Source organism: Campylobacter concisus (genome assembly GCF_003048875.2).
GTDB classification, from domain to species: Bacteria; Campylobacterota; Campylobacteria; order Campylobacterales; family Campylobacteraceae; genus Campylobacter_A; species Campylobacter_A concisus_AU.
The window spans coordinates 212,484-225,822 of record NZ_CP049264.1; the positions used below are offsets into that span (position 1 = coordinate 212,484).

The 13,339-nt window shown below is 37.3% G+C and carries 11 protein-coding genes; 9 read left to right on the plus strand and 2 right to left on the minus strand.

What is annotated here, in order from left to right; translation table 11 throughout:
* Positions 1-73: 73 nt before the first annotated feature.
* The 5 genes from CVT07_RS01095 (at position 74) to CVT07_RS01110 (ending at position 6,028) form a co-directional block, all read left to right on the plus strand.
* Entirely contained in the window at positions 74-838 is a 765-nt protein-coding gene (locus tag CVT07_RS01095) for a hypothetical protein (protein WP_107935543.1), read from the plus strand.
* A 74-nt stretch (positions 839-912) separates the two neighbouring features.
* On the plus strand, positions 913-1,671 hold the full coding sequence (locus CVT07_RS01100) for a hypothetical protein (RefSeq protein WP_107935545.1): 759 nt from the start codon (positions 913-915) through the stop codon (positions 1,669-1,671).
* The gene (locus tag CVT07_RS10235) at positions 1,662-1,784 is read left to right on the plus strand and encodes a hypothetical protein (RefSeq protein WP_257784944.1); all 123 of its coding nucleotides are present in this window, start codon (positions 1,662-1,664) and stop codon (positions 1,782-1,784) included. Before CVT07_RS01100 ends, CVT07_RS10235 begins: the two co-directional genes overlap by 10 nt.
* A gap of 237 nt (positions 1,785-2,021) precedes the next feature.
* A complete protein-coding gene (locus tag CVT07_RS01105; RefSeq protein WP_107935547.1) occupies positions 2,022-3,239 on the plus strand; it encodes a lysozyme inhibitor LprI family protein in 1,218 nt (405 codons plus the stop codon).
* Positions 3,239-6,028, plus strand: a complete 2,790-nt coding sequence (locus CVT07_RS01110; protein WP_107935548.1) for a hypothetical protein — start codon at positions 3,239-3,241, stop codon at positions 6,026-6,028. The genes CVT07_RS01105 and CVT07_RS01110 overlap by 1 nt, the downstream gene beginning before the upstream one ends.
* 203 nt (positions 6,029-6,231) lie before the next feature.
* Here the strand turns inward: CVT07_RS01110 and CVT07_RS01115 are convergent, their stop codons facing one another.
* On the minus strand, positions 6,232-6,738 hold the full coding sequence (locus tag CVT07_RS01115; protein ID WP_196375745.1) for a DNA-deoxyinosine glycosylase: 507 nt from the start codon (positions 6,736-6,738) through the stop codon (positions 6,232-6,234).
* A gap of 81 nt (positions 6,739-6,819) precedes the next feature.
* Between CVT07_RS01115 and CVT07_RS01120 the strand changes: the two genes are divergently transcribed.
* Positions 6,820-7,266 (plus strand): hypothetical protein, encoded by a 447-nt coding sequence (locus CVT07_RS01120; protein WP_107935550.1) that lies wholly within the window; start codon positions 6,820-6,822, stop codon positions 7,264-7,266.
* Between the two features lie 31 nt (positions 7,267-7,297).
* Here CVT07_RS01120 and nifJ read toward each other — a convergent pair whose 3' ends face one another.
* The gene (gene nifJ / locus CVT07_RS01125; protein ID WP_107935552.1) at positions 7,298-10,849 is read right to left on the minus strand and encodes a pyruvate:ferredoxin (flavodoxin) oxidoreductase; all 3,552 of its coding nucleotides are present in this window, start codon (positions 10,847-10,849) and stop codon (positions 7,298-7,300) included.
* Between the two features lie 157 nt (positions 10,850-11,006).
* Between nifJ and CVT07_RS01130 the strand changes: the two genes are divergently transcribed.
* The 3 genes from CVT07_RS01130 (at position 11,007) to CVT07_RS01140 (ending at position 13,338) form a co-directional block, all read left to right on the plus strand.
* The gene (locus CVT07_RS01130; protein ID WP_107935554.1) at positions 11,007-12,173 is read left to right on the plus strand and encodes a sugar transporter; all 1,167 of its coding nucleotides are present in this window, start codon (positions 11,007-11,009) and stop codon (positions 12,171-12,173) included.
* Positions 12,174-12,309: 136 nt separating this feature from the next.
* Positions 12,310-12,621: a DUF2325 domain-containing protein gene (locus tag CVT07_RS01135; RefSeq protein ID WP_002939277.1), complete on the plus strand. Its 312-nt coding sequence runs from the start codon at positions 12,310-12,312 to the stop codon at positions 12,619-12,621.
* 3 nt (positions 12,622-12,624) lie between these two features.
* Complete coding sequence (locus tag CVT07_RS01140) at positions 12,625-13,338, plus strand: UDP-N-acetylmuramate--alanine ligase (RefSeq protein WP_107935556.1); 714 nt, start codon at positions 12,625-12,627, stop codon at positions 13,336-13,338.
* Position 13,339: the final 1 nt, after the last annotated feature.

Genomic DNA, 13,339 nt, shown 5'->3' on the forward strand with positions numbered 1-13,339 from the left:
TTTTAAATTTAACGACTATTGGATCATAAAGTAATGCAAAAACGAAAAGACAATGATAAAGGGGTAGGGTACAATGTGGTTACAGATAAGATTTTTATTTATTATCTTATTTCTGTCGGGATGCGGCATTATTACGAGTGTAGATGATGACAATAAAGAATCTAAAATTTTGAGTGTAGATCAAAGAATATCTACCAAAGAGGGATTGCTCTCTTTGATGGCACCTATACATAAGGATATAGGCGTTTTTTATGGAGTATATAAAGTAGAGGAAGGCATGGCGTTGACTTGGGCTGTAAAAAATATGATGGCTTCAAAGCTTATTATTTCGACAGAGTCTTATCCTGGGCATACTTTTGAATCTGCAAAATATCTCAATCCAAAAAATCTTAAAATTTTTGAAGAAGAGACAAAAACTAAAGAGAGTTTTTACAATACTACTACTAGTGCTATATATAAAAAAGCATATCTTGATTATATAGATGGAGTTAAATGCAGGACATTTGTCCATGCGGATTTGAGACAGATTTATCAAAATGTAATTGATGGTGAAAAGACATATACGCAATATTATGATACATATTGTTCATTTTATCAGCCAAAAAACATTAAAAAACCAACAAATATGGTTAGACTACAATATGAATATAGTTTTAATCGCAAATCAAAAGCGTTTACAGATAGCAACAAAACAGAGCAGGAAGTCTTAAATGATATACATAATATATTTAGGCAAGACATACAAGCAATATTTTCTACCATAAAGCTTGGCATGGATAGAGAGAAGATGAGAAAAGAAGGGCTTTTGTTTGATAAACCATATAGGGTTCAGTTTTAGATAAAATTACAACTGCAAACTATATGCAAAGAATTTGATAAAAATAGTGGCTATACATAAAGGAGTGTAGTGAGATGAAGATACCAATAATTTCATTTTTAATAGCTTTCATAACAGGATGTAGTTTTGATAATACATATAAAAGTGATATATATGATCGCGACTATATAAAAATGGATGCAAACACTACACTTTATAGCTCAAATAAAACATTTTCAGTAAAGGCGCCGATAAATAGAGGCATCTTATTTGAGGGTTTAGACAAATATGATGATTTTACAGTGTTGCAGCGCCGTATCACCGGAGAGATAGTTGAGATATTTTATCTTGAAATAGATAAGATAGATACATTCGATGGAGAAAAGTATCTTGACTTGGAAAATATAAATTCTTTTGAGCTAAATACTAATAATCCAAATATAAAATATAAAAATGAAACATTTGGACAGTATTATGATAGGGCTTTTGTCAATATCATAGATGGTATAAAATGCAGAAGCTTTCCTAAAGAACTAAATAAAAAATATAATCACCAAAACAAGGGTGATGGCATAATTCAGACACAAGAGTATGAGACATATTGTAGCTTTTATAGTGCCAATGGTGTGCCAAAGGTGCTTCGTATAAGATCTGAGTATAGTTTTAACTTATCAAGTGAGGCATTTAAAAAAAGCATCCTCTCAGAAAAAGAAAAGTTAAATAAAATAACAAGACAATTTAGGCAAGATGTGGAAGAAATTTTTTCTAATATAAAAATCAATATGGATAGACAAAAGATGCGTCAGCATTGGTTATTGTTTAATACAAAATCAAAGGAGATAAAATGGAAATAAAAAAATTAATCATGTTTGCTTTGTTGGCATTTGTTTTTACAGCTTGTGCTGAAAAAGAATATATATGTCAAGACCATGAAAAAGATGGCGCAGTATGTGGCTATAGACCATAAGTAGCCATAAATATTTAGAAAGATAGAATTTAAATTTATAGGACGGACTCAACAAATCCTTGTTTGCATGGAAAGTTAGATACAAGCTGGAGCTAAGCCATTTAACGAATTATAAAAAATGTAACGACAAATACGAAATAGAAGATGATTTGCGTTAAAATAAGCTTTTAAATTATTATTAATAAGCCCCATAAAAGATACAATAACAAGATTTTATTATCACAAAAAGGAACTCTAATGAAAAGTTTAAAACTTATTGTTATATCCACGCTACTCATTACATCAAACCTCTACTCAAGTGAAAAAATCCAGCCTAGCTTTGATTGTTCTAAAGCTAAAACAAGAGTAGAAAAGCTAGTATGTTCTGACGAAGTTCTCTCAATACTTGATAGAGATATGCAAAAAGCTTATGATCTAATGATGGGTAAATATGACCTTGCTTATATGAATGAAGAGGCCAAAGAGGAGATAAAGCCATATTTAGAAAAGCTAAAACAAAGTCAGATTGAGTGGGTTAAGCATAGAGATAGGTATTGCAACACAGAAAAAGATAAAGAAGAATTTAGAAGGTGTGTCCTTAATGAATATTATAATAGGATACAATCTGTAGTTCCAAGCTATAACAGAAGAACAGGTTTTTCAATAAACGATAAAAATAGCACAAATGATCTATGCTATAACTACTTTACTCAAAAATTCTGGATGGACTCCCCAAAGCCTGTAAATAAAGATAACCCACCTTATGGAGAAGATAAAGAGTTTTATGAGAAATTTATCATTAATGCTCTTGGCAAAGACATCGCAGCGAGGGAATTAAATACCACTAAAAATTATTACTACACACAACTTGATGGAGCTCCAGTTGGAAGTTACATCATGTGTGTAGGTATAGGCGGAGAAGAAAAAGATATATATGATCTAAGAAGTAAAACATATAAGCCTTATTGTGTAACATTAAATGGACAGTTCGAGGATTTTTTAAATGGGGATTATATAAGAGATGGTCAAAAACTAAAATTTGGACTTAAATTTAAAGAGATAGAAGAGACCGAAGAAGAGTTTAAAAGAAGAGGCTTAGACTACGAAAAAGATGATAGCTTTTCAACAGAGGTTTATAAAAAAACAATAAAAAATGATACAGATGATTTTAGTAGCGTAATATATAGTACCGATAAAAGCTATGATGCAAATATACTTTCTGATGGAATGGTAAGAATACTATATGCTTCAAATTTAGGCTGGGAAAAATCAAAAGAGAAATTCGGAGAACATTTTCTCTCAAGCAACTCTTCTGATTGGCCTATTCTTATAGTTGCTGATAAATTTTTCTTTAGGGTTTTTACAGGAGAATATGCTAATAATCTTATATGCAGAATGCCTATCCAAAGCAGGTTTAAAGATAGAAATGATACTAAGCTTATAAGAGAGTATCTTGATCAGTTTAAGGAGTTTTAATGCCAATTAATGAGAGAAATGCTACTAATTTTAAAGATGAACTAAGAGATACATTAAAAGATGCTGAAGATTTTATATATGAACTATATTATGATACTAATAAAATAGCCACTATAGGTTGTGGTTTTAATGTAACTTTAAAAGAGATACTAAAAGAAGTTTGTGATAAAAAATATTCTGATCCTAAGATGAGTGAAGAAGAATTTACTGGGTTACTTAATACCATTAATGGAGTAGTGGTAAAAACTAATGAAAATCTAAGATCTAAGGTATCAGAGTATCTTGATGGCATAAAAGCAGAAGATAAAAAGAGCACGAAATTTGGCGAATTTAAGCTAGATGATAAACAAATCGGTGATATATTGCCAGAGGTGATTGAAAATTTTAGAGATGGTCTAAATAAAAAACTAGCTTATACTTCTATAAGCCCACAAGAGAGTAAAATAGATAAAGATAGTATAGGTAGCAGAGAATATATAGCTCTAATGAGCATGACATATAATAATCCAAGCCTTGTAGGAAGTGGCCTAAAAGCTCACTTAAGAGCTAGAAATCGCTTTGGAGCTTGGTATGAGATAAGATATAAGAGTAATGCAGATAATGAGATAGGTATAGCTAAGCGTAGATTTGCAGAGTCAAACGAATTTGGACTCTTTGAAGATGCGGACAATAACGGAAGGGTTAAAAGAAATGAGTTGGCAAACATAAGCATAAACGCAATATCCTTTGAAGAGTGTTTGGATCTATTCTCTCTTTTAAATGTGGCAAAGATAAAAGAGAAAGATGAGCCATCTATAACCTATCTACAAAACGCTATAGCTTATGAGACTACTAAGGAATTTAAAGGTAATAGAACTATCCCAGAGTATTTAGCAACACCAAAAAACGCTACTAACTTTAATAAACACTACAGAAAATACAACACTATCTTGCAATTTTTTGCAGATAAGATAAATGCCCTTTTAAAAAATGTCACCTCAAAGACCTTTAAGCTAGAAGATATCTATGTGATCACCACAAAAGATGATAATAGCCATAATATCTCAAGGATAAATAAACTTTTAAAAATAAGAGCAGAAAATGGTGAGTTTAAACCTGAAGCAAAGAGAGATATCTTGCTTATATATCCAACAGCCTCAGCCCTTCCTGTAATGCCTATCCAACCAAAAAACACAACCTTTACTATCGTCTTAGCAGATAATACATCGCTTGATTGCTCAAATTTAAACCCAGACGGAAATAGTAATGAGAGTGAGATAGTGCTTATGAACTATAAGCAAGATGTAAAAGAGCCTAATAAAAACTCAAGAGATGAAGAGATAAGCTTTATAAAGCCTTCTACAAATGGTGAGACTATCATCTACAAAAACGCTAATGGAATTTTTATATCACAAGATGATAGATATGCCTTTAATAGTGGCAATGTAATAACTCTTAACTTCTTTGAAAAAATGAACTTTAACCTCTTAAATTTTGCTAAAGAAAACAGCTATAGCATAAGAAGCGACAAGGCTTCAAGCATGTTTGATATAAAGCTAAGGCTACCAGACGCTACTGATAGTATCTCTACAAAAAATGAAGGAAATTTCAACCTAGTAGTGAGTGATCTGATCATAGAGGATGAAGAAGGCAAAAGCTCCGATATAAAAGAGGTGTATCTTCATAATGGTGAAGATAAAAGGGTCTATCCCTCTTACTACCTAAAGAAAAACGATGATAAAGATGCAGATAGCAATAGTAGCTCTAAAAACTCATATACGGCTAAATTTAGAATAAATATAAATTTAGATAAAAACTCTACAGGCTTTAAAAAGACTTCAAAATTTATCATAGCTACACTTAATCTTAGTAAAAGGTATGACACTGCCGAGATACATGCCAAAGAAGATACTGCTGTTGTCACTTTAGCTAGTAAAGATAAAAAAGATGGAGGTGCTGAGTTTAATATCAAAGTATCTACAGTCGCTTATCAAAAAAATATAACTGAGATCAGGCTAAATACTTCAGAAAATACTAGTGCTACAAATCTAAGCATAAAGGATACTTTAAATTTAGAAGCTGTTTATCTACCAAATAAGGGAGATGATGACTACAAAGAGGTAAACTGGGCCTATAAGGTGATAAGAGAGGATAAATATAATAGTGAGGTGGTAGGCAAGGTAGCAGGGGCGATAAATTTAAGCGAAGAGAAATTTAAAGGCAAAAAGATCACTTTTAGTCCAAAAGATGATATAAAAGATAAAGAGCTACTAAAGAAGCTAAATCATGGCAACCATATCATAATGTTTTTTGCCTATCTAAAATCACCTGCGTTTAATACTAATTTTGGAAAGACGCATATTAGAGTAGATATAAAAGCACCTATATATTTAAAATACTCTAATGGCAAGCTTTGTATATATGAGTTTGGGCATACTGATGCTACTATGCGCTTTGATACAAGCTTGTCTGATGATATCTTTGGCAAAGAGAGTAAAGATAAGAAAGTAGAGTATATGCCTAAAGGGGTTTATTATATAAACTCAAATTTAAATAGCGGGGATATAGATATATATGAAGATGATAAGCTAAGTGAGACATGCTACCAAAGCATAGATGGCAAAGATAGATCATATATAGAGCCATGTAAAATTTATGCAAGAGATAGCAATATACAAAGAGCATCATCTACAAAAAGTGGGATAAATTTGATAGATAGTGAGAATAAAAACAGATTTATCCAAAAATTTAACGAAGTAAAGCAAAGAGTTGGACTAGATAGCAAAGAGGTTAAGCTAGAGGTGGGGTAGGGGTGCGATATCTTAAAAATATAAGTAGTATGTTGGAAAATTTATGATTATAGATTTAGACTTCATAGATATCTTGTCTTAAGCACTATTAAATATGTGAATTTTTTCAAGAGAAAAAATTGGAGTTTATGAAATTGGCCAGAAAGTGAGGCTTTGTTTTATATTTTAGCATTCTAAATAGCAGACAAGCAAATTAACTAAATTTAGCTGTCTCTTAATGTATCTGCTACTACTTGCCATTCGCACATGAGCCTTTCAAGGCTAAATTTAGCATTTGCAGGGCTGGTTGATGGTAGTTTTATCACTTCATTTTTTGTCGCTTTTATGATCTCATCTTCTAAGTATTTTTTGCAAATTTCATAAGCCTTGCCGCCGTTTGCATAGACTTGCGTGATATTTGCTTCTTTAAATAATGGCTTTAAATTTACAGGCACGATCTTACCCATTTTTGCGTCGCTTGAGCCCTCTATCTCGCATGATATCGCAGCATCATATATCGCGATGTGATGAGAGAGTAGAAATTTTATCTTTTCATCAATGCATTCTGGCACGGCAATGTTTAAGATCCCAGCCAACACCCGCCAAAAGCGGTTTTGCGGATTTGTATAGTAAAAGCCAAATTTACGAGAGATGACAGAGGGGAAAGAGCCTAGGATCAAAATTTTAGAGTTTTTATCAAAGATTGGCTTAAAAGAGTGCGTTTGGCTCATGTTTTTGCCTTTTAAATTTATGAATAATTTTAGATAATGATATATAAAATTTGCTTTAGAAGTTAAATTTAAGGAGCTGCAATGCCTTGGCACAAGATGAGGTTTTTTGATAAGGGCTGGATAAGTGGCGATCTAGACGATGATGAGTTTGAAAAGAGGATAGAGGATTATGGCTCGTATATAAAGTCTTTTCGTGGCGAACTACACACGCTGGAGAGAATTTTTATAGATCTAAATTTTAGTGATGCAAAGATAGTATCTTTTGCCTTTATGAAAAGTGGCGCTAGGGTTAAATTTTATATCGGAGACTTGCAAAATGGCTACTACGAGCTAAGTGCCCTTTTTAAAAATTTTCATATAGATGACAGCGCTCTTGGCGAGATCATAGCTAGTGAAGCGGTTTTTGCGGAGAAGAAATTTTATTTTTCATATATGATGGGCGATCTTAAGGAGCGTCATTTTGCCTTTGACGAGATATGCAGTATTAAATTTAAAAAGATTTCAAGCAAGATGTATTCTAGCTGCTAGAGTAAATTTTAGGTGCAAAAGCACCTAAAATTTAATTGATTTCGTCGCTAAAGTCAGCTAGGCTTAGGCGTTTTAGCTGGCGGTAGCGTCTTTGAGCGTCAGCTTTGTTTTTAGCTAGTAGCTCGTCTGCGTGCTCAGGGTTGGTCTTCTTAAGCGAGTTATAGCGAACTTCGTTTAGTAAAAACTCTTCATAAAGCGACCAGTCTGGCTCTTTTGAGGTGATTTTAAGCGGATTTTGTCCCTCTTTTAAAAGGCGCGGGTCGTATAGGTATGTCGGCCAGTATCCGCATTTTGTAGCGAGTTCGCCTTGGCCGCCTGACTGCGATAAGCCGCCTTTGATGCCGTGAGCGATGCACGGAGAGTAGGCGATGATGAGGCTTGGGCCATCATACGCTTCAGCTGCTGTGATCGCTTTTATCACGTTTGCTTGACTTGCGTTTGAGTTGATCTGCGCTACAAAAATGTTGCCGTAAGTCATCGCGATGTAGCCAAGGTCCTTTTTCTGAGCTGGTTTGCCGCTAGCTGTAAATTGCGCTATCGAGCCTGCGCGGCTTGACTTAGAGCTTTGGCCGCCAGTGTTTGAATAAACTTCGGTGTCAAGCACTAGCACATTTACGTTCTCGCCGCTTGCTAGCACGTGGTCAAGTCCGCCAAAGCCGATGTCATACGCCCAGCCGTCGCCGCCAATGATCCATTGCGACTTTTTGACGAGAAATTTCTTAAGTTCTAAAATTTCTTTGACGCCTGGCGCGCTTAAATTTTGCTCTAAAATAGGCAATAAATTTTTCGTGATCTCTTGCGTTTTAACGCCATCATTTTTGAAATTTATCCAGTCGTTATAAAGCGCTGAAAGTGCGTTTGGCACGCTATCTATGTTGTTTCTCATGATATCTTCGATGCGGTGGCGCATGGTCTCCATCGCTACGTTCATACCCATGCCAAACTCGGCGTTGTCTTCAAATAGCGAATTTGCCCACGCAACGCCCTTGCCTTCGTCGTTTGTGGTGTATGGAGTAGATGGGGCTGAGCCGCCATATATCGAGCTACAACCAGTCGCGTTTGCCACGATCATGCGCTCGCCAAAAAGCCTTGTTATAAGCGTGATATACGGAGTTTCGCCACATCCCGGGCAGGCGCCGTGGAATTCAAAGAGCGGCTTAGCAAAGCCAACGCCTTTAACGCTCTCTTTGTTCATGAGATCGTCTTTGTAAGCGACTTTTTTAAATAGATAATCAGCATTTTCTTGCTCGTTTTTGCCTAACTCTTCTTCAAGCGGCACCATTACGAGCGATTTTTCTTTGCTTGGGCAGTTTTGTGCGCATAGCTCGCAGCCGGTGCAGTCTAGCGGGCTTACTTGGATTTTATATTTTAGTCCCTTTACTTCTTTGCCTTTTGCTTCTAGGACGTGATCTTGCACGCCTTGTGGGGCTATGCTAAGCTCGTTTTCGTCTATTAAAAATGGCCTGATTACAGCGTGCGGGCAGACAAATGCGCACTGGTTGCACTGGATGCAGTTTTGCTCGATCCATTTTGGCACCATGACGCCAACGCCGCGCTTCTCGTAAGCCGTCGTGCCAGCTTCAAAGTGGCCGTCTTCGTAGCCTATGAAGGCTGAGACTGGTAGGCTGTCACCGCGAGCCGCATTTATTGGTTTTACGACGTTTTCGATGAAGCTGTTGCCGATATATTTTCCATCTTTTTGCTCATCATCTGCTAAATTTGCCCACGCAGGATCGACTGGCACCTTGATAAGGCCGTTTGCGCCAACGTCGATAGCGCTATAATTCATCTGCACGATCGCCTCGCCTTTTTTAGCGTAGGCTTTGTGCGCGTACTCTTTCATATATTTTTGCGCATCTTCAAATGGTATGATGTCCGCAAGCTTGAAAAATGCCGACTGCATTATGGTATTTGTGCGGTTTTTAAGGCCGATGTCGTGTGCTAGCTTTGTTGCGTTTATGATGTAGAAATTTATATTTTTGCTAGCTAAAATTTTCTTAACTTTATTTGGCAACTTCGCTATGGTCTGCTCTGCGTCCCAGATAGAGTTTAATAAAAATGTGCCGTTTTCTCTGATGCCGTCAATCACATCGTAAATTTCAAGATATGCTGCGACTGAGCAGGCTACAAAGTGCGGGTTTGAGACGAGATAGGTCGAGCGGATCGGCTTTTTGCCAAAGCGAAGGTGCGAGCGCGTGTAGCCGCCTGATTTTTTACTATCGTAGGCAAAATATGCCTGCGCATAAAGATCAGTCTTATCGCCGATGATCTTTATCGAGTTTTTGTTTGCGCCCACGGTGCCGTCAGCTCCAAGGCCGTAAAATAAACACTCTTTAACGCTCTCATCGCTTAGTGAAATTTTCTCTCCAGTTGGCAGCGACGTAAAAGTGATGTCATCGACGATACCAACTGTAAAGCCATCTTTTGGCTCGCTTTGGTTTAAATTTTCAAACACAGCTAGCATTTGCGCAGGATCGACGTCCTTTGAGCTAAGGCCGTATCTGCCGCCAACTATGATCGGGGCGTCTTTTTGGCCGTAAAATGCAGCTTTTATATCAAGATATAGCGGCTCACCAAGGCTGCCAGGCTCTTTTGTGCGGTCAAGAACGGCTATTTTTTTCACGCTCTTTGGCATCACGTCAAAGAGATACTTCGTGCTAAATGGGCGGTACAAATGCACCTTGATGATGCCCACCTTTTCGCCTTTTGCGTTTAGATAATCAACGACCTCTTCAAGAGTTTGCGTCACTGAGCCCATAGCTACGATGACGCGTGTCGCCTCAGGGTCTCCGTAGTAGTTAAATGGCTTGTAGTCTCTGCCAGTGATCTTTGAAATTTCAGCTAGGTAGTTTGCCACGATGTCTGGCACTGCGTCATAAAAGCGGTTACTTAGCTCTCTTGTTTGAAAGTAGATATCGTCATTTTGCGCTGTGCCTCTTGTTTTTGGGCTCTCTGGATTTAGCGCTTCGTCTCTAAATTTCTGTAGCGCCTCTCTGTCAAGAAGTCTATCAAAGTGCGCGTAGTCCATCACTTCTACTTTTTGAATTTCATGGCTCGTTCTAAAGCCATCAAAGAAGTGTAAAAACGGCACTCTGCCCTTGATCGCTGCTAAATGCGCCACGCCAGCGATATCCATCACCTCTTGCACTGAGCCGCTTGCTAGCATAGCAAAGCCAGTTTGGCGACAGGCGTAGATGTCTTGGTGGTCGCCAAATATTGAAAGAGCCTGCGCTGCCAGAGAGCGAGCTGAGACGTGGATGACACCAGGAAGGAGCTGGCCTGCTATCTTATACATATTTGGAATTTTTAAAAGTAGGCCTTGAGAAGCTGTGTAGGTCGTAGTTAGCGCGCCAACTTGTAGCGAGCCATGCACCGTGCCAGCTGCGCCGCCTTCGCTTTGCATCTCGACTACTTTTACTGGCATACCAAATAAATTTTTTTTGCCCTGCGCTGCCCAAAGGTCAGTGTAGTCAGCCATAGGCGAGCTAGGAGTGATAGGGTAAATTCCAGCTACTTCGGTAAATGCGTATGACGCGTAAGCTGCGGCCTCGTTTCCGTCCATAGTTTTCATTATTTTTGACATATTTCCGCCTTAAAATTATCTTAAAAATAGCTTTATTATAAAAGAAAAATCCAAAATTTGTCATTAATCTCTATCATTAAAAAATTAAAATTTATAAATAACTAAGATGTAAGTCAAATTTTAATATTGTAGGGGCAAAGTAAAAAAGGATGAAATTTTGATAAATATTCATAAAGTAGCCTATCTAAGGGTTATAGCGCTAGCTTTTGCAGCTTTTATATTTAATACAACTGAGTTCGTGCCGGTGCCACTTTTAAGTGACATAGCAAAGGATTTTGAGATGAGCACGGCTGATACCGGACTCATCATCACGATATATGCGTGGAGTGTGACGATACTCTCGCTACCTTTTATGTTGCTAACTGCAAATTTAGAGCGAAGGTCGTTACTTTTAAAGGTCTTTATCATTTTTGTCGCTTCTCACGCACTTTGCGCTGTTGCTTGGAATTTCACGGTTTTAGTCATAGCTCGCGTGCTAATAGCCATCTCGCACGCCATATTTTGGTCGATCACCGCTTCGCTTGCCGTTAGAGTTGCACCTATCAATAAAAGCTCGCAAGCTCTGGGACTTTTAGCACTTGGCACATCGATGGCGATGATACTTGGCTTGCCACTTGGTAGAATTTTAGGTGATAGCTTGGGCTGGCGTGTCACATTTGGGCTAATAGGGATATTTGCTGTGGGCGTTGGGGCTTGGCTATATAAAATTTTGCCACTTTTGCCTAGCAAAAACTCAGGCTCACTAAAGAGTTTGCCTGAGCTTGCAAGAAATGGCTTTTTGATGGTGATATTTTTGCTAACTGCTATCGTTATCAGCGCGCATTTTAGCACTTATAGCTACATCGAGCCATTTGCTAAAGATATAAGCGGCTTTGATGGTAAATTTATAACTATATTTTTGCTTTTATTTGGCGTCGCTGGTATCGTAGCAAGCGTGCTTTTCTCTAAATTTTATAAGCTCATACCAACTGCCTTTACAGCTATCTCAATAGCGATCATTTTAGCTTGCTTGCTGACGTTAAATTTGATCGCTACAAATGAGAGCTTGATGCTTGCACTTGCCTTTATTTGGGGGCTTGGCATAGCTGGGATAAATATGAGCTTTCAGATAAAGGTGCTAAACTTAGCCTCAAATGCCACGGATGCTGCTATGGCGATATATTCAGCTATTTATAACATCGGTATAGGAGCTGGCGCGCTAATAGGTCATCAAACGATAGTTCATCTTGGTGAGCAAAATATCGGCAACGTTGGTAGCCTTTTTGCAGCGGCTGGACTTGTCATCTTTCTCGTTGCAGCGGTTAAATTTAAAAGGGCTAAGTAAATTTAGCCTTTTTAAAAAACCAAAAACGTTACAAATTTCTACAAATAAGTGATAATAAATATCATAACTAAGAATAATTTTAGCTAAGCTTTTTTATAATCGTTATCAGAAAACGAATAAATTTTAGGAGCTTGTTATGTCAGTTTTAGTTATCGGAGCAGATGAGATCACGCCTATTAAGGCTGTTTTGCATGATTTGGGAGCTGAGAAGATAGAGCACTGGGACGCTAGAAACGAAAACCGCGTAAATCGCAAGCCGATCCCACAAGATACCGAGTGCGTGGTGATGCTCACTAGCTTTTTAAACCACAACACGATGAAGACCATTAAAACTCAAGCAAAAAAAAGAAATATCCCTATCGTTTGTGCGAAAAGAAGCGTTAGCTGCGTATTTTGCGAGTATTGTAAGGTCTTTGGCCTAGATAAGGAATTTGGATGCAAAGAATAATCGATGAAGTTCGGGTTTTTATCAGATATTGGCGAAATAACTCCAAGTATTTTTGCAAAGCTTGACAAACTTTCGCGTGCGAAAATTTTCATCGCACTTTATAATGTTGGCGTTGAAAGCGAGCTAAAGATCCCGCTTTCTTACGCTAAATTTCTAAATTTCAAAGACATTTTTGAGGCTAGGATAAATTTCTTACTGCGTGATAAATTTTTAAATTTCAAACCAGTTGATAGCTTTTGCATACCTTCAAACGTCGTTATAAATGCTTATTTAAAAAATGATTTTAAGGCGTTGAGATTTGTAGCAAAAGAGCCAAAGATGGCAGCTGCAAAGATGATAAAGATGCTTTATAGAAGCGGAGAATTTGAGTTTTTCATTGACGCAGCGCAGATGTTTTGCCAGTTTGTTTATGATAAAATACGCCTCCGCCATCAGGACAAAGAGGTCGTGCTAAATGGCGGTGTCATCTCGGTCAAAAAAGATGGCAAAAATTTGCTCAGTGTCATGCCAAGCTTTAAAAAAGTGAGCTTTGATGATATGAGAAATTTAAACGACGACATCGATGCAGCCGTTTGCGCGCTTGGTCACGAGTGCGAGATGGTCTATATCGTTTGCCCTAGAAATGAGGAATTTAGGCGGCACGTTGAGGTTAGACACTGCTTTGCAAGAGGGTGCATAAAGCTCGTGCCTTATACGATTATTAGTAAAATTTTTTAAA